This window comes from Mesorhizobium sp. M0159, assembly GCF_040322295.1.
In the GTDB taxonomy this organism is placed as follows: domain Bacteria; phylum Pseudomonadota; class Alphaproteobacteria; order Rhizobiales; family Rhizobiaceae; genus Mesorhizobium.
Genome location: NZ_JAMYTF010000078.1, coordinates 1 through 17,177, shown reverse-complemented (window position 1 = coordinate 17,177; position 17,177 = coordinate 1). Strand labels below are relative to the sequence as shown.

The window sequence follows — 17,177 nt, the reverse complement described above, 5'->3', positions numbered from 1 at the left end:
CAAGCTGAAGGTTGACACTTCATGCTCGGAGGCCGATGGCCGTCCGTCACCCCTGATCGATTAAAGCCTCACCGACGCTGCCAACGAAGCTCACGCCTCAAACCCCGCGCCCCTCCCGCGAGCGGGTTCGTTCCCTGGCGCAAAACAGCCATGCCGCCGTCGCGTGTGAGACTCTGCTTCGGGTCACAAGCAGAACGGCAGCCCCCTACGGCTCGTCCCTCTCATCGCGCAAATTAGACACAACGCGGCGGTTCTGCGACCTGCAGGCGGTGTCGGGGCACTCGCGGACGAGCCTGTCCTTGCCGTAGCCCTTGGCCCACATGCGGTTACGGTCTATGCCGCCGGCGGCGAGGTAGTCCATCACCGCATCGGCGCGCTGCTGCGACAGCGCCATTTCACTTGCGCCGGGATCGTCGGCGAAACCCTGCAGCTTGAGCAGCCAGCGCGGATGCTTTGCTAACCAGGCGATCTGGGTGTCGAGGGTGGCCTTGGCGACAGAATCGAGCGCGGCCGAACCTTGCGTGAAATAGGTGCGGCGGCCGACATTGAGGATAAAATCCTCCTCGCTGCCCGGCTGCACGTTCTGGAAGCCGGCAACCTCGGTGTTGGTGACGTCGGGCGTGGAAGGGGCCAGCGTCTTGCTGGTCGAGCAGGATGCGGCCAGCACCAGCAGGCCCGCGGCGAGCAGCCGGCGCGTGTTTTCAATCATGCGGTTCATGAGGCGCCAATCATTCGACAGTGGTGGAAGCGGGCGCCTGATCGGCGATGTGCGGCAGGACCTGCACCGCGGTGCCGATAGGGCAGCGCTGGTAGAGGTCGATGATGTCTTCCGGGAACATGCGGATGCAGCCGCTGGAAGCGTCGGTGCCGATGCTCCATGGCTCCAGCGTGCCATGCAGGCGGTAGCCGGTGTCGGCGCCGTTGCGGTGCAGATAGAGCGCGCGCGGCCCGAGCGGATTGTTGGACGCGCCGCCTGCGACCATGGGCGGTAGGTCCGGCCTGCGCTTACGCATTTCGGGGGGTGGGACCCATTGCGGCCACAGCGCGCGGCGGTCGATCGTCGCGCGGCCGTACCATTTGAAGCCGTCCTTGCCGACGCCGACGCCGTAGCGGATGGCGGTCTTGTTTTCCATGATGACGTAGAGGAAATGGTGGCGGGTATCGACCACGACGGTGCCGACCGGCTCGCTGCTGAAATACTTGACGATCTGGCGATGCCATCTCTTGTCGATCTTGGCGAAATTGGTCTTGCGATAGACAAAATTGTTGTCGCTGGCGGTACCGGCGAAAAAGGATTTTGCCGCCGCGGCTTGAGCAATATTGCTGGTTGCACCCACCGCGACCAGCGCCAGGCCGCCGAGCACGACACCCCTGCGTGACAAAACCATCGGCAATTCCCCCTCATGCCTAAAGCCTGGCGGACCATAGTTGAGAATTATTTCGCCTCAAAGTGGAAAATGCTGCGTTGCTTCAGTCCGCCGTGTCCGGACGTTCGTCATTGCCGGGTTCGGGCGGGTAGGCCGGGTGATCGGCAGATTGCTCGACGAGCGTGGAGACAGGTGGGTTGCAGTCGACCTCGACGCCAAAAATGTAGAGCGGTCCCGGAAAGAACGTCTACCGGTCTTTTTCGGCAACGCTTCGCAGGAGGAGATGGTGGCCGCCGCGAAAATTGACAGCGCAAAGGCCCTGGTGATCACTCTGGACGACCCCGAGGCAGCCAAATCGGTTCTTGCGGCGCTGAGACGCAAACTGCCCGACCTCCCGGTGATTGTCCGGGCGCGTCACCACATGCATGTGCAAGAGCTGCTTGAGAAAGGCGCGACAGCCGTAATGCCCGAAACGACGGAATCCGGCCTTCTCCTGGGTGCAGCTGTCCTTCAAGAACTCGGGGACAGCAAAACGGATGTGGATGCGGCCGTCAGGACCGTCCGCAGGCATTCTTACCCCACGTCCCCAAGCGGGTCCGGCCTTCTCTGAGCCTGTGTGCTTGGCATTTACCGCTCGCGGTGATCTGTACCCGCCCCATGCAATCGGGAACTCCACCGCTCTCGGCGGCTGGCGGATGAGCCGAATAGCTAACGCCTCCGGAGTGCACTCCTCGCAAGCCGCTGACCTGCCGTTTCCTTCGACGGCCATGGTGCTGGCATTCTACGAAAGGTGGATATCCCGGAGCGGAGACTCGCGGGATCGGCGATGGCCGCCAGCAAAGAAGCGTTTGAAAAGGCCAAACGGTGACGCCGTCGCAGGAACGAAAGTGGAAAAGAAAGCAGAACTTTCGTGTGCAGGCTTTGCATGCGCGCGCCCATAACTCTTTGATGTTGTTTAGTTGTCTGTCCGATCGATCACACGCTGACCGTCATCACGGCAGCCGGGTGTCCGCTTATGGGATGTCGCAGTGGCCCGCTCTACGTCTGAGTTTAGGCGCAGAGCAGACGGTCGGGTTTCCAACCCGGAGCGACCAGAGCTGACCTTTGGTCGGCGCAAGTGTCGTCCTGCCGTGACCCAATGCGGTCTTCCGTTGCGAGCGTCGCTTGCTGCAGCTGCGTTAAGTCGGTCGGAGGCCAATGGTATTTTCAATGGAACGCTAATATACATGGAAACCCCAACGAGCAGCGCCTGCCAGATACTTGAGGAATGCCATGCGAAGGCTCATCTTCACGGCGATGTGTATCGCCGCCGCAACAGCCGCTAACGCCCATGATTGGTACGAAGATAAGATTGACCCACAGACCAAATTCAAGTGCTGCGGCGGTTCAGATTGCCGCGCCATACCTCGGTCTTCGGTGCGGTCCAGGGTAGACGGCGGGTACACTTATTTGCCGCATAATTTCACCATCCCACGTGACCGTGTACAGGAATCCCCGGACGGGCAATACCATATCTGCGAAAATAAATACGTTGTAACCAACCAGCTGTATTGGCGTTGCTTCTTCGCACCTCGTGTCGATGTGTCTATACTTCTAAAGCATTAACCGCGCGTCGCTTCCGCAACTTACATAAGCAAGGTGCTAGTCCATTAATTCTGTCGGACTTTCTTCAAAATTGCCGAAGCTCAAGCGGTGCGCGACTGGCCCAGGGATTTCATTGGATACGTCGCGGCTATCGAGCCTGCGCGCCCTGGGCGTAACTCCATGGGGCGCTGCCGCGGGTGACTTCCGGGCGCGCTCCGCAATTCGGTGACAGTCCAGATTTTGTCGTGTCGGCGCGGCCGTGGTTGTGTAGATTGGCTGCGTGCCCGCCTTGCCCGCATTATCGTTCCAAGTCCACTCGCCACGTGACGCAAACGCGGTAACGGCTGGCGATTTCGACCACGATGGACAGCCAAGCGATAGGGGATAACTGGCGCGGGTTCATCAGCACGGTTCATGCGGGAGCGGCATTCGCCGGATGAGGCAGCTGCGGCTGCAGTCTCGAATTTGACGCATCAGCACTTGCAAATCGTCAGCCGAGGTCTTTTGCTCGCGCGATAGTTGCCCTTGACCGTTGAATGGTTGGCGAACAGATGAACAAAATCGATCGACGGCGGCCAGAGTCAGAAACGGACGCCACAGTAAATGCCGCAAGACTTGGAACTCGGCTGCGCCTCGCCCGCCAGACACGCGGCATGACGCTTAAGACGCTGGCCGCGGCTGCGAATTGCTCGGAAAGCCTGCTGTCCAAGATCGAGAACGGCAAGGCTTCGCCGTCCCTGCCCATGCTTCACCGTCTGGTCGAGGTTCTCGACACCAACATCGGCTGGATGTTCGAGCAAGTCGACGACGACGAGGCGATCGTATTCCGGGCGGGCGCAAGGCCTTTGATCGCGCTCGACGCGCTACGGCGTGGCGAAGGAATTTCGCTCGAACGCATCATCCCGTATTCGCCTGGCCACCTCTTACAATGCAACATCCATCACATCGAGGCAGAGGGCTCGAGCGAAGGTCCGATCCAGCATGCCGGCGAGGAAGTCGGCTACGTGCTCGCCGGGCGGGTCGAACTGATCGTCGACGGCAAGAGCCATGCTCTCGCCACGGGTGATGCCTTCGTGTTCAGGTCGGAGCTGCCGCATCATTACCGCAACATCGGCGAGGAACGCGCTAGCATTTTCTGGGTCAACACGCCGGCGACTTTCTGAGCAACGCTCGGCGTTCATTTGGATTGACAAATATTCAAGTCTCTTGAATGCTTGCCTCGTGCCTGTAGCACCAACGGGACCAGCCGAGGTCTGGTCCGCAAGCAAGGGGAACCGAAATGCGTCTGTTCAAACTTCTCGCCGGCTGTGCCGCCGCCATTGCCATGGGCTCGGCAGCCATGGGATCGGCGCTTGCCGATACGTTCGCTCTCGTCAACATCAACCAGCAGGCCCTGTTCTTCAACCAGATCAACGAGGGCGCGCAAAAGGCAGCCGACGCCGCTGGCGCCAAGCTGGTCATTTTCAACGCCAACAATGTGCCGAGCGCGCAGAACGACGCGATCGAGAACTACATCACGCAGAAAGTCGACGGCATCATTCTGGTCGCCATCGACGTCAACGGCGTCAAGCCTGCGATCACTGCAGCCAAGGCGGCCGGCATTCCCGTCATAGCCATCGACGCGCAGATCCCCGACGGCGACAATATTTCGTTCATCGGCGTCGACAACACCAAGGCCGGCGAGGACATCGGCAAATTCTACGCCGACTATGTGAAGACCGATATGGCCGGCAAGGCCAAGATCGGTATCGTCGGCGCACTCAATTCATTCATTCAGAACCAGCGCCTCGACGGCTTCAAGAAGGCGGTGACCGAAAGCGGCCAGGCCGTCACCTTCCTCGACACAGTCGACGGCCAGAACGTTCAGGAGACCGCGTTGAGCGCTTCGGAAAACCTGATGACGGCCAATCCGGACATGAACTCGCTCTATGCGACCGGAGAGCCGGCCTTGCTCGGCGCCGTTTCGGCGGTGACCAGCCAAGGCCGCACCGGCGACGTCAAGGTGTTTGGCTGGGATCTGACCAAGCAGGCCGTTCAGGGCATCGACGACGGCTGGGTGGTGGCGGTCGTGCAGCAGGATCCGGCCGGCGAAGGCAAGGCTGCGGTCGAAGCGCTGGGTAAGCTCAAGAAGGGCGAGAAAATCGATCCGATCATCAACATCCCGGTGACGATCGTGACCAAGAAGAATGTCGATCAATACCGCACGATGTTCAAGTAAACTGCGTCGGCGACCGAGCCGCGGCGCCGTCTGAGGCTGCGCCGCGGATCCCTTGCAATCGCGTGGAATCCCAGATGACCAGTGGCCAGACCTATCGGGTGCGGATGAGCGGCATCTCAAAGCGCTACAACGCCATCCAGACGCTCGATGACGTGTCGCTGACGCTGAAGCCGGGCGAGGTGCTGGGGCTGGTCGGCGACAATGGCGCCGGCAAGTCGACATTGAGCAAGGTGCTGTCGGGGGCAGTGGTTCCCGACGCCGGCACCATCGAGATCGACGGCAAGCCGGTGATCTTCAGCTCGCCGGCGGACGCACGTGCGGCGCGCGTCGAGATGGTCTACCAGGACCTGTCGCTGTGCGACACGGTCGATGTTGCCGGCAATCTGTTTCTCGGCCGCGAGCCGCGCCGCCGCATCGCAGGCATTTCCTTTCTCGACAAGAAGCGCATGCACGACGAGACGCGCCAGATGCTCGATCGGCTCGGTATCGTCATTGCAGACACGCGGCTCAAGGTTGAAAACCTGTCCGGCGGGCAGCGCCAGTCGATCGCGATCGGCCGCGCCGCCTCGTTCGAGCCGGCGGTGCTGATCATGGACGAGCCGACGGCAGCGCTTGCCGTGGCCGAAGTCGAGGCGGTGCTCGAACTGATCCGCGCGGTCAGTGCGCGCGGCGTCAGCGTCATCCTGATCACCCACCGGCTGCAGGATCTGTTCCTCGTCTGCGATCGCATCCAGGTCATGTATGAAGGGCGCAATGTCGCCGAGCGGCTGATCGGCGAGACCAATATCGAAGACGTGGTCAATCTGATCGTCGGCCGCAAGTTCAGTGCGCGTTCCGCCACCAATGGCTATCGCGGTGGAGCGCCGGCATGAGCGACGCGATCCACACCGCCCAGCCCTCACGAGTACGCAGGGGCACCTGGCGCGATGCGCTGCTCGCCAATGGCAGCGTCGTCTCGATCGCGCTGTTCTTTCTGGTCGTCTGCATCATCTTCTCGGTTGCGACCGACGCGTTTCTGACATCGCCCAATCTGTTGAACATCCTGCGGCAGTCGGCGCCGCTGCTGATCGTCGCCGCGGCAATGACTTTCGTCATTACCACTGGCGGCATCGATCTTTCGGTCGGCTCCGTGCTGGCGCTGGTGGCGACGCTGTCGGCGACGCTTTTGCAGTTTGGCCTGCCGTGGCCAGTCGTTATCCTCGCCATGTTGGCGCTCGGTGCTCTGCTTGGGGCGGTACAGGGCTATTTCATTGCCTATGAGGGCATCCCGTCCTTCATCGTCACGCTTGCCGGGCTTTCGGTGATCCGTGGCGTGGCGCTGCTGATCACCGGCGGCTATTCCATCCCGATCGAGCCAGGAAGCGCTTTCACCGTGCTGGGCCGCGCCTGGTTCCTTGGCGTGCCGGTGCCGGCGCTGATCGCGCTGGCGATCCTGGCCATCGCCTATCTCGCCTTTAACGAGACGCCATTCGGCCGCTATGTCACCGGCATCGGCGCCAACGCCGAGGCGGTGCGGCGCGCCGGCGTCAACACGCGGCAGACGACGCTCTTCGTCTATGTGATTTCCGCCACCGCGGCCGCCCTTGCCGGGATCATCATTGCCGCCCGGCTCGGATCGGGATCTTCGAATGCCGGACAGGGTTTCGAGCTGGAAGTCATCGCCGCCGTCGTGCTCGGCGGCACCAGCCTGTTCGGCGGCCGCGGAACGATCATCGGCACGGTGCTCGGCGCGCTGACCGTGGCCGTCATCGGCAACGGCCTGATCCTGGCGCATCTGTCGCCTTTCCTGACGCCGATTGTCACCGGAACGATCATCCTGATCGCCATCTGGCTGAACTTCCGCCTGTTTCGCGGCGCCGTGCGGAGCCGTTGAGCCGATGAGCGGTCTGTTCGATAACGCAGAGCCCGGCCAGCGGCTGGCGATCGGGGTCTATACTGGCCATGTGATGACCGTGCTCGGCCCAGTTCCGGTCGAGGAGATGGGCATTACGCTGATGCACGAGCACATCTTGCTCGATGGCGCGCGCAGTTGGAAATGCCCCTGCCATCCCGATGACATGGCGATCGCCGAGCAGCCGGTGAACATCGAGATCATCGGCGAGTTGCGCATGAACCCATACGTCAACCGCGACAACGTCTCGCTCGACGACGCCGACCTGGCGCTGTCTGAGCTGCAGCGCTATCGCGCTCTGGGCGGCCACACCGTGGTCGATGCCACCAATATCGGCATCGGCCGCGCCCCCGAAAAGCTCGCTCGCACCAGCCGCATGTCCGGCCTGAAGATCGTCATGGGCACCGGCTTCTATCTCGAGCACACCCATCCCGAATGGCTGAAGGCGATGGATGTGGACGCCGTGACCGAGTTCATCATCAACGATGTCGGCGGCGGCGAGACGCAGCCGCCGATCATGGCCGGGCTGATCGGCGAAGTCGGCGTCAGCAAGGATTTCACCGCCGAGGAACGCAAGTCGCTGCGGGCTTCGGCGCGCGCCTCGCGCATAACCGGCGTGCCGCTGTCGATCCATCTGCCTGGCTGGGAGCGGCTGGCGCACGAGGTGCTCGATATCGTCGAGGCCGAGTGCGCCGATCTTCGCCACACCGTGCTCTGCCACATGAACCCGAGCCACGACGATCCCGACTACCAGAAAAGCCTCGCCCGGCGCGGCGCGTTCCTCGAATACGACATGATCGGCATGGACTATTATTATGCCGACCAGGACGCGCAATCGCCCTCCGACGAAGAGAACGCACGCGCCATCGCCGCCCTTGTCGAGGCGGGCTTCGGCGACCGCCTGCTGTTGTCGCAGGATGTGTTCCTCAAGATCATGCTGACGCGCTTCGGCGGCTTCGGCTATGGCTATATCCTGAAGCATTTCATACCGCGCCTGAAACGCCACGGCGTCGAGCAGGCGGCCATCGACCGCATGCTGATCGCCAATCCGAAAAGCGTATTTGCGCGGCTCTAAGCGGCCTGGAATTACACTGGAGTTCAAATGTCCAAGAAGAAGATCCTGCTTGCCGGCGAATCCTGGGTGTCGACCGCGACCCATATCAAGGGTTTCGACCAGTTTCCGACCGTTACCTACCACACCGGCGCAGACGAGTTGCTGGGCGCGCTGAAGGCGACCGACTTCGACGTCACGTTCATGCCGGCGCATGAGGCGCAGCGCGGCTTTCCACAGACCATGGAGGCGCTGTCGGCCTATGACGCGGTCGTGCTCTCCGACATCGGCGCCAACACGCTGCTGCTGCATCCCGACACCTGGGTCCACTCCAAGCCGACGCCGAACCGCCTGCGCCTGCTCCGCGATTACGTCAGCGGCGGCGGCGGTCTATTGATGTTCGGCGGTTACTACAGCTTCCAAGGCATCAATGGCGGCGCGCGCTACCGCAAGACGCCGGTCGAGGACGTGCTGCCGGTGAATTGCCTGGCCTACGACGACCGCGTCGAGGTTCCCGAAGGTTTTGCGCCGGTGCCGAAACCAGGGTCGAGCCATCCCATCCTCAGGGGCCTCGGCTCGGACTGGCCGATCCTGCTCGGTTTCAACGAGGTGACGCTGAAGGATGGGGCCGAGGTCCTGGCCAGCGTGTCGTCGGACTATGGCTCGCTGCCGCTGCTTGTCACCGGCCATTACGGCAAGGGCCGCACCGTGGCCTGGACATCCGATGTCGGGCCACATTGGCTGCCGCCGCAATTCATCGCCTGGCCAGGCTACAAGACCCTGTTCGAACAGATGCTGGGCTGGGCGACAGGTGAGAGCTGAGCCATGCATGTCCACGTCGTCGGCAATGCCTGCGTCGATACCGTGTTTCGCGTCGGCCGCTTCCCTGCCGCGGGCGAGACTTTGAATGCTGTGAGCTATGCCGACGGGCTCGGCGGCAAGGGCGCCAACCAGGCGGTCGCAGCAGCACGGACTGGTGCAGAGGTGACGTTCTGGACGGCGCTCGGCAAGGACCCCGCTGGCGCGTGGATGAGGAGCCGCCTCGACAGCGAGCTGTCAGACCTTGAGGTGAGCGAATTCGAGCTGCCGAGCGACCGCTCGACCATCGTCGTCGATAAAGGCGGAGAGAATTTCATCGTCAGCGGCGTCGCCTGCAGCAAAGCCTTCGATCCGGTGGCGCAGACAGCACTTGTCCGCTGGATCGCTCCCGGCGACATCCTCGTCTGCCAGGGAAATTTACGGACTGCCGTGACCAATGCCTGCCTCAGAGCAGCAAAGGGAAACGGTGCGCGCACCGTTCTCAACGCCAGCCCGATCGACACGGCCTCGCTGCCCGATCTCGGCCTGGCGGAGGTTCTGGTGGTCAACCAATCCGAAGCGCAAATCTTGACCGGCCGGGATGACACGACAGCAGCCGCTGGCGCGCTGGTGGCCAAAGGCGCAGGCACCGTGGTCATCACCCTCGGTGCCGCAGGCTGTATCGTGCTTGGCACGGACCGGACGGAACCGCTTCGTTTGCCGGCGCCGCAGGTCGAGGCGCTCGACACCAGCGGCGCGGGCGATGTGTTCTGCGGCTGTCTGGCCGGTGGGCTTGCCCGGGGCATGCCGGTCATCTCGGCGCTGAAGCTGGCGCTCGCCGCCGCCGCAATCGCCGTGACACGGCCGGGCACGCTGGCATCCTGTCCTTCCGCCTCCGAGATGGCGGCGCTCATCGATCAAATGGAGCTCTCATGACCCAGCTCGGCCCATCTGGCGGCGACGCGCTTCTAGACCTTTTCGGCCGCACCAAGGTGGTGATCGGCGTCGTTCACCTGGCGCCCCTGCCCGGCGCGCCGCGCTATAACGGCGAGGCCGTGGAATTGATCTACCAGCGCGGGCTCGATGACGCCAAAGCCTATCTCGACGGCGGCTGCGACGGCGTCATCGTCGAGAACCATGGCGACATCCCTTTCGCCAAGCCTGACGATATCGGGCCGGAGACGGCGGCCTATATGGCGGTCGTTTCCGACCGCATCCGCCGCGAACTCGGCAGGCCAATCGGCATCAATGTGCTGGCCAATGCCGCGATCCCGGCCTTGGCGATCGCCAGCGCAGCCGGCGCCGGCTTCGTCCGCGTCAATCAATGGGCGAATGCCTACGTCGCCAATGAGGGCTTTGTCGAAGGCGAATCGGGCCGCGCGGCGCGCTACCGCGCCAGGCTGCGCGCCAACGGCATCCGCATTTTCGCCGATGCCCATGTCAAGCACGGCGCACACGCCATCGTCGCCGACCGCCCGGTGGAGGAACTGGTCAAGGACCTGGTCTTCTTCGACGCCGACGCCATCATCGCCACTGGCCAGCGCACCGGTCACGCCGCGGATTTGGGCTACATAAGTATGATCAAGCAGGCCGCCGGCCTGCCGACGCTGGTCGGCAGCGGTGTCACCCCGGATAACGCCAATGATATCCTTGCCATTGTCGACGGGGTCATCATCGCCAGCGCGCTGAAGCACGACGGCGTCTGGTGGAACCAAGTCGACTCTGCTCGAGTAAAGGCTTTCATGGGTGGTCTGAAGCGATAGCTGACTACCCTACCAAGGGGCTTTCGGTCCAGCTTGATCAACACGACGGAGGGGCGCAGGATACCGCGCGACCCGATCGTCGACGGTCAAAGTAATGACTTCCCCAATTGATTGAGCAATGAGGATCCGATCGAAGGGGTCCTTGTGGATGGGTGGAAGCCCCTCCACTGCAATGGCATGCTCGCCGGTGATTGGCAGCTCATCATAGCCATTGTCGATCAGGCCCCGACAGAAAGACGCGCATCGACCTTCAAGTCAAGGCGGCCCAGACCGCGTTTAATGGCAATCTCCCAGGGAGTTGCGGCGCTGAACGTCAAGTGGTTATCGGCATTCTCGATCTCAGCGAGGGCTGCGGGCGGGAGCTTTTCGGGCTCGCCCGCCGCCCAGAGCAGAAGATGGGTATCGAGAAGAAGTTTCATGCATCGCCGCCAAACAGCTTCTCGATTTCGTCAATGGGCCATGCGATCAAAATCGTCCGGAACTGAAAACTGCCCGGCCATAAACCCCACCCGACGCATTTCGCCGGCGGCAGGTGCGTCTATGGCAACGACCTTGACCATCGGCTTGCCGGATTTGGCAATAATGAAAGATTCGCCTTTTGGCCGCCCTGTCGACAAGACGCGACAGATGCGTCTTGGCCTCGTGGATATTGACGGTGCGCATTGCGGGCCTCATGACTTAGTCCATGCAACTTAGTCTACATGGGGCCCCCGATTTTCAAGCGTATTTCAGTCAGTGAAGGATGCCGGATGCGGCTGATCCTTTCGGATCGGCCGCATGGCACGACTTCAACAAAGGCGCGTAATCGATTGTCTGAACTGCATGTTTGTTGGGACTACGTCTCACCTGATGTTGGCCGAACCTGTTGGTCCGCCATGCGAGGTCGGAGTTCACAGGAGCGATTTTTACCGAGCAAATGCTCTACGTTATGCTAGGGCACGAAAGCGAAACGTCCGCTTTTAGGGCGCTGCACCACGGTGGCAACGAGCCCGACACTGTACCGAAGGCGATCGACGCGACGGGCGCCAAGGGCCCTACCGGATTCTATGTTCCCTTCACGATTCTCGGTTTAGTCGGTCGGCGGGATTGAGCCGCGCTCTCGAGGGCCAGGGCCAACCGCTTCTCGTCTTCGATGGCGCGATCGACTGCCTCAATTTCCTCTTGGAGCACCTTCAGCTCGGCTCCGTAGCTGGAGCCGTCGCTGTCCCCGATCTGAAAGCCACTTGCCCGCATTGCGTCGCGAGTATGGTGCACGTTACGGACTCCTTCGCGTCGAGTCGCGACCAAGATTTCCCTAAACTCTCCAAGACGTTCAACGTGATTGCGAGCCATTGCGTTCTCCTATTTCGTCGTCATCGTCGCCGACGGCGATTCAGAACGGCTAAAACCTACGGAGATACTCTCGACAAAGCATGAGTGCGGAAGCTCAAATTTGAATGTCTTGCAATAGCGTGAAGCGCGGCAGGCGGAAATTGGCTTCGACCCGATCGATCTCAGACCAAATGCCAGACACTTTCGGCCGAGCGCGTGTGCGGCTCCCCCAACGGGGCCATCCGCTCATGTAATCAGTAAAAGTCGAGTGCGAGAATGGCCCGGGCCATGGACGTCCCGCCATTCCTGGTCGAGTTTGACCTGCGGCGGAGGCAAGGCAGGCTTCGGCGCGTTGGTTGTGTAAGGCATCTCAAGCAACTGCTCTCCGTCGATCAGCTCCAGGTGCAGCTTTGACTTCGTCTCTCGGGCCCTCCTCGGTAGCGCTCGCGCTACTTTCGAGAACGAGAGGCGGTGGTGACAAATATCCCCTGCTCGGCACTCGCGAAGACCTTGCTCCTACGAAGTTTCGCACCTCTTTTAGGGATTCAGCATCAGTCGTGATGTGGCGCTTTACTTGCACTGCCCGCTGGATGCCCCAGTTGTCACGCAAAGGCAGGAAACGGCGTAACGAAGCGAACGCGATGGCGATGCGATGCGGCCTTCCGTCTGTGAGCGGCTGCGCGGACGCCGTCAAACGGCAGAAACTTCAAATCCATCATGTTGGCTCATTGCCAAAGCACCGCTTCAAGACAACAATGACCTCGACGCCGGCGCGCCAGACGCGCAAAAAAAGAGCGTTGGAGGAAATGGAGGAGGAAGCCGCTGGCCAAGTCACGGACGCGCTATGCATGCGGCGTTTCGGTGCTCACCACCGACGAATCTGACGCGGATGCGTTCGCCCGGGCGGTGGCAGCGGAAGCAGCGGCCATTGACGCCGGGTTTGCCCTGCTGTTTTTCTCGCAGAGCCTCATAGAGGCCGTTGCCCTGTCGGAAGCGCTGAAGACCCACGCGCCGGCGCTCCACTATGCCGGCTGCTCGACGGCCGGTGAGATAACGCCCAAAGGGCTGGAGGAAGGCCAGATCCTGGCTATGCTGCTTCCCTCCGCATCGTTTTCGGCAGCCAGCACCATGGTCGAAAATCTGTCCTCATCGGGCATGGACGGGATTACCGGCGAAGTCGAGGCGCTGAGGCGTTCGTTACACGAGCGCCTCGGGCACGAGCGAGCCGACACCACTTTCGCGCTCTGCTTGATCGACGGCCTGTCTTATGCCGAAGAAGCGGTGACCTCCGCCATCCATTGGGGGCTCGACGACATCCCACTGATCGGCGGGTCGGCTGGCGATGATTTGAAATTCGAGACAACGCGGCTGATCTCGAACGGCAAAGTGACCTCCGACAGCGCCATCATCGTGCTGATCACCACGGAAATTCCTTTCCACGTGTTCAAGACCGACAATTTCGTTCCCACCGACGAGAAGCTGGTGGTGACGGCATCCGATCCCGACCACCGCATCGTGCGCGAATTCAACGCCACCATTGCCGCCGAGGAATATGCCGCCTCGGTCGGCGTCGTCGCGCAGATGCTGACGCCACTGAGTTTTGCCTCGCACCCGGTGGTGGTGAAAGTCGGCGGCGAATTTTACTGCCGTTCAATCCAGAAGATGCACGCGGACGGCTCGCTGTCGTTCTTCTGCGCCATCGACGATGGTGTCGTGCTTGCCGTCGCCCAGCCTAAGGACATGGTCGAGGCGACCCGCGCCGCTCTCAGCGACGTCAGCAAAAGGCTTGGCGGCATCGACCTGATCCTCGGTTTCGACTGCGTGCTGCGCCGGCTCGACGCGCGCAATCGGCAGGTCTATCGCGAGATTTCGGAACTCTACAAGGTCAACAACGTCCTCGGCTTCGGCACCTATGGCGAACAGTACCGTTCGATGCATCTGAACCAGACCTTCACCGGCATCGCCTTCGGTGAACGCAAGGCGGCCGAAGCGGCGGAGTAGGAAATCCGGGATGCCGCTCAGGAACATCGACGACCTGGAAAGGCTGAAGAAGATCAACGCCGCGCTGATCAGCCGCGTCGAGCGTTCCATGGACCAGCAAGGCAATGCCTTTTCGCTGTTCCAGACCGCCATTTCGCTCGAGAGCCGGGTGCGCAGCCGCACCGAAGAGCTGCATTCGACCTTGCGCCGGCTGGAGCAGTCGAACATCGACTTGAACGCAGCCAAGGAAAACGCCGAGCTGGCGAACCTGTCCAAGACCAGGTTCCTGGCGGCCGCCAGCCATGACGTGCTGCAGCCGCTGAACGCCGCGCATCTGTCGGTCTCGGCGCTTGCCGAAGTACAGACCAGCGAGGAAGGCAGAAAGCTGGTCCGCCAGGTCGAGCGATCGCTGGAGACTATGGAGGACCTGCTCCGCACCTTGCTCGACATTTCAAAGCTCGATGCCGGCGTCGTGCAGCCCGACATCACCGATGTCAGCCTGGAGACGCTGTTTTCGTCTCTGCGCTCGGATTTTCAGCCGGTTGCGGAGATGAAGGGGCTGACGCTGAAGTTCCGGCCGGTCAATGCGCTCGTTCGTTCGGACCGAACCTTGCTGCGCCGCATCCTGCAGAACATCCTGTCCAATGCACTGCGCTATACCCGCTCGGGCGGCGTGTTGGTCGGCACCAGGCATCGCGGCGACACGATCCGCATCGACGTCGCCGATACCGGCTGCGGCATCCCCGACGACCAGCGCGAGGCGGTATTCGAGGAATTCCATCGGGGCGTGATCCCGACGGATGCCGGGCTTGCCGCCGGCGGGCTGGGGTTGGGGCTGGCCATCGTGCGCCGCATCGCCGCGGCACTCGGCCATCCCGTCACGTTTTCGTCGAAGGTCGGACATGGCACGATTTTCCATATCGACGTTCCGGTCGGGATCGGCGACACGGCCGATCCAATCGCCAGCACCGTCGACATGGAGCGGCCGCGCGGCTACGGTCTGTTCGGCACAAGGGTGCTGCTGGTCGAGAACGACATCGACGTGCTGCAGGCGATGACCTCCCTGCTCGAGCGCTGGCAATGCCTGGTGCGCCCCGCCACCTCGACGGGTGACGCGCTCGACTTGCTTGGCGATACCGACTGGTTGCCAGATATTGTCATAGCCGACCAGCATCTCGACGGCGGCGACCTCGGCACCACCACAATCGCCGAGGTCCGTGATTATCTCGGCCGCGCCGTGCCGGCGCTGATCGTCACCGCCGATGGTTCGGAGACAGTCGCCAACGCCGCCCGCGCTGCCGGCATCGAACTGATGCGCAAACCGTTGAAGCCAGCGCAGCTAAGGGCGCTGCTGGCGCATCTGCTGGCTTGAACTGGTCGTATCTTCCCAGCACACGGGTCACCGAATTCCAGCCATTACTTGTGCCTAGGCGGTAATTCATATGAAGCAGATTCACTTCTTCGCGCTAAAGTAGACGAGGGAAAGCGGCTAACTGCTGCAGAGCAATCGCCGCGTGAATTGATCTGACTAGAGAGGCGCGGATTGCTTAGCTGGTGTCAGGAACGTGAGAGCCGTCGCTAGTCCAGTCCGATTGCGGTGACACGAGTGCGGTCGACTACGGTGACAGTGCGCTTTTTAGGGAGCACTCTCAAAACCCCGCCGGATCCCGAAAAAGCTCGGCATTGTCGAGCTTCGAGACCTCGATCACCGCCTGTGTGCGGCTGTAGACGTTGAGCTTGCGCAGGATTTCGGAGACATGCGCCTTGACTGTGGTCTCGCCGACCTGCAGTTCATAGGCGATCTGCTTGTTGAGCAGGCCCTGGCGCAGCATCTGCAGCACTTTGAGCTGCTGCGGCGTCAGCGTAGCCAGGCGCTGCACCATCTCGGCGCGGTCGGTGCTGTCGGCGTCGCGCGGCCGGCCTTCATAAGTCTCGGGAACATAGATCGCGCCTTCCATCACCGAGCGGATGGCGGCGGCAAGGTCGCTCTTGCGCGCCGATTTCGGGATGAAGCCGGCCGCACCGTAGGACAGCGCCTCGGAAATGATCTTCGGTTCCTCATAGCCGGAGACGATGACCACCGGCAGGCGCGGATACCGGGTCCTGAGCTGCAGCAGCCCTTCGAAGCCGTGCACGTCGGGCATGCTGAGATCGAGCAGCGCCAGGTCGAACGGCTTGGCATCCGTCAGAAGCTCGAGCGCCTCGGCAATCGAGCGCGCCTCCACCGTGTCGACCTCCGGATAGGCCATCTGCACGGCGCTGTGCAGCGCCTCGCGAAACAGCGGATGGTCGTCAATGATCAGGAACCTGGCGCGATCGGTCATCAGCTTCATTTCGGTTTGGTCTGGCCTAGAATAGTCCTGCAACCATGGCCAGCTTATTGGCAAATAGTACATTGCCATCTTGGCCGGCTAAAGCAGAATGTGCCCATGATTTCCGCGGCGCCATGCGGCAGATGTGGCCGTTCTGAAATGCAATGCCTTGCCCGGTGGCCCAAACTCGGCCGAATGTGCCGGCGACAGATCCATTGAAACAGAGACAGGTCGTGACCGACATCCGGCTTCGCGTGACAGCCAGTGACCGCCGGCTTTCGCACTGTTGCCGGCCGCCACACGACGCTTCCCCGACGCCCGCCTTGTTCGCGGCCGCACCGATGGTATCGGCTGGTCTGGGGACGCGCTGGTATACGGGCTGGTTTCCTGGACAAAACGCAGCAAGCTGATAGTGCTGCCCTTCAAGCGCCGCTAGGCGCTCGATATCGAACTGGTAAGGAGCACCACCTTGCCGCCATCGCGCTTTGGGCGCGACTTTGCCCGCGATATCCAAGCTAGTCCACGATCTGGGCCGCGCCAAGCCAGAACCAACTGATCGCAGTCGCTGATCTTGAAGCTATACGATCCGGTTGGACCAATTTCAGCCTATTCCCGTTGAGCCCAACGCCCCCCGAGGCTGACAGCACGTCGGCAATGACTTACGAAGCGTGTCCGTCTACGCGCTCGCCTGCGTTCGTTCCAACGCCTGGGACCGGGCGATTTCGTCCGGCCCCCAAAGATAGTGTCTGATGGTCGTTAGGCCGGCAACGCGCCGGATCTCTTGGCCGTCCAGGTGGCGATATAGTCCATCAGTCCGGGATTGAGGCAATCATAAGGTTCGAGCCCGATCGACTTCAGCTGTGACCTTATGCCGTCCATGCGGCTCGGATCGACACCGGACT

Annotated in this window: 15 protein-coding genes and 2 pseudogenes; 11 read left to right on the top strand and 6 right to left on the bottom strand. The window is 61.9% G+C overall.

Annotated elements, in window-relative coordinates; translation table 11 throughout:
- Nucleotides 1–205 precede the first annotated feature (205 nt).
- Together NKJ32_RS33300 and NKJ32_RS33295 are read right to left on the bottom strand one after the other, a co-directional pair.
- On the bottom strand, nt 206–718 hold the full coding sequence (locus tag NKJ32_RS33300) for an OmpA family protein (RefSeq protein WP_352622882.1): 513 nt from the start codon (nt 716–718) through the stop codon (nt 206–208).
- A gap of 10 nt (nt 719–728) precedes the next feature.
- Nucleotides 729–1,388: a L,D-transpeptidase gene (locus tag NKJ32_RS33295; protein WP_352595026.1), complete on the bottom strand. Its 660-nt coding sequence runs from the start codon at nt 1,386–1,388 to the stop codon at nt 729–731.
- 40 nt (nt 1,389–1,428) lie between these two features.
- Here NKJ32_RS33295 and NKJ32_RS33290 point away from each other — a divergent pair, with 40 nt between their 5' ends.
- The 9 genes from NKJ32_RS33290 to NKJ32_RS33250 all read left to right on the top strand — a co-directional run bounded on the left by NKJ32_RS33290 (nt 1,429) and on the right by NKJ32_RS33250 (nt 10,672).
- On the top strand, nt 1,429–1,977 hold the full coding sequence (locus tag NKJ32_RS33290) for an NAD-binding protein (RefSeq protein WP_352786737.1): 549 nt from the start codon (nt 1,429–1,431) through the stop codon (nt 1,975–1,977).
- Nucleotides 1,978–3,502: 1,525 nt separating this feature from the next.
- On the top strand, nt 3,503–4,114 hold the full coding sequence (locus NKJ32_RS33285; RefSeq protein WP_352458693.1) for a cupin domain-containing protein: 612 nt from the start codon (nt 3,503–3,505) through the stop codon (nt 4,112–4,114).
- Between the two features lie 116 nt (nt 4,115–4,230).
- Nucleotides 4,231–5,169 (top strand): ABC transporter substrate-binding protein, encoded by a 939-nt coding sequence (locus NKJ32_RS33280; protein ID WP_352622884.1) that lies wholly within the window; start codon nt 4,231–4,233, stop codon nt 5,167–5,169.
- Nucleotides 5,170–5,243: 74 nt separating this feature from the next.
- On the top strand, nt 5,244–6,041 hold the full coding sequence (locus NKJ32_RS33275; protein ID WP_352622885.1) for an ATP-binding cassette domain-containing protein: 798 nt from the start codon (nt 5,244–5,246) through the stop codon (nt 6,039–6,041).
- Nucleotides 6,038–7,042, top strand: coding sequence for an ABC transporter permease (locus tag NKJ32_RS33270; protein WP_352474303.1), 1,005 nt, complete (start codon nt 6,038–6,040; stop codon nt 7,040–7,042). The genes NKJ32_RS33275 and NKJ32_RS33270 overlap by 4 nt, the downstream gene beginning before the upstream one ends.
- A gap of 4 nt (nt 7,043–7,046) precedes the next feature.
- Nucleotides 7,047–8,135 (top strand): phosphotriesterase family protein, encoded by a 1,089-nt coding sequence (locus NKJ32_RS33265; protein ID WP_352622886.1) that lies wholly within the window; start codon nt 7,047–7,049, stop codon nt 8,133–8,135.
- A gap of 27 nt (nt 8,136–8,162) precedes the next feature.
- A complete protein-coding gene (locus tag NKJ32_RS33260; RefSeq protein ID WP_352579663.1) occupies nt 8,163–8,933 on the top strand; it encodes a glutamine amidotransferase in 771 nt (256 codons plus the stop codon).
- A 3-nt stretch (nt 8,934–8,936) separates the two neighbouring features.
- Nucleotides 8,937–9,845, top strand: coding sequence for a ribokinase (locus tag NKJ32_RS33255; protein WP_352622887.1), 909 nt, complete (start codon nt 8,937–8,939; stop codon nt 9,843–9,845).
- Nucleotides 9,842–10,672, top strand: a complete 831-nt coding sequence (locus NKJ32_RS33250; protein ID WP_352622888.1) for a BtpA/SgcQ family protein — start codon at nt 9,842–9,844, stop codon at nt 10,670–10,672. The genes NKJ32_RS33255 and NKJ32_RS33250 overlap by 4 nt, the downstream gene beginning before the upstream one ends.
- Nucleotides 10,673–10,890: 218 nt before the next feature.
- Here NKJ32_RS33250 and NKJ32_RS33245 read toward each other — a convergent pair whose 3' ends face one another.
- Both NKJ32_RS33245 and NKJ32_RS33240 read right to left on the bottom strand, forming a co-directional pair.
- Nucleotides 10,891–11,091, bottom strand: a complete 201-nt coding sequence (locus NKJ32_RS33245; RefSeq protein WP_352622889.1) for a PIN domain-containing protein — start codon at nt 11,089–11,091, stop codon at nt 10,891–10,893.
- Nucleotides 11,088–11,335: pseudogene (locus NKJ32_RS33240) on the bottom strand (type II toxin-antitoxin system Phd/YefM family antitoxin). The gene NKJ32_RS33245 and the pseudogene NKJ32_RS33240 overlap by 4 nt, the downstream one beginning before the upstream one ends.
- A gap of 1,509 nt (nt 11,336–12,844) precedes the next feature.
- Here NKJ32_RS33240 and NKJ32_RS33235 point away from each other — a divergent pair.
- Together NKJ32_RS33235 and NKJ32_RS33230 are read left to right on the top strand one after the other, a co-directional pair.
- Nucleotides 12,845–13,984 (top strand): FIST N-terminal domain-containing protein, encoded by a 1,140-nt coding sequence (locus NKJ32_RS33235; RefSeq protein WP_352622891.1) that lies wholly within the window; start codon nt 12,845–12,847, stop codon nt 13,982–13,984.
- A 10-nt stretch (nt 13,985–13,994) separates the two neighbouring features.
- On the top strand, nt 13,995–15,335 hold the full coding sequence (locus NKJ32_RS33230) for an ATP-binding response regulator (protein WP_352622892.1): 1,341 nt from the start codon (nt 13,995–13,997) through the stop codon (nt 15,333–15,335).
- A gap of 277 nt (nt 15,336–15,612) precedes the next feature.
- Here NKJ32_RS33230 and NKJ32_RS33225 read toward each other — a convergent pair whose 3' ends face one another.
- Together NKJ32_RS33225 and NKJ32_RS33220 are read right to left on the bottom strand one after the other, a co-directional pair.
- The gene (locus NKJ32_RS33225) at nt 15,613–16,296 is read right to left on the bottom strand and encodes a response regulator (protein WP_352622893.1); all 684 of its coding nucleotides are present in this window, start codon (nt 16,294–16,296) and stop codon (nt 15,613–15,615) included.
- Nucleotides 16,297–17,031: 735 nt separating this feature from the next.
- Nucleotides 17,032–17,177, bottom strand: a pseudogene (locus tag NKJ32_RS33220) (S-(hydroxymethyl)glutathione synthase); the annotation flags it as partial.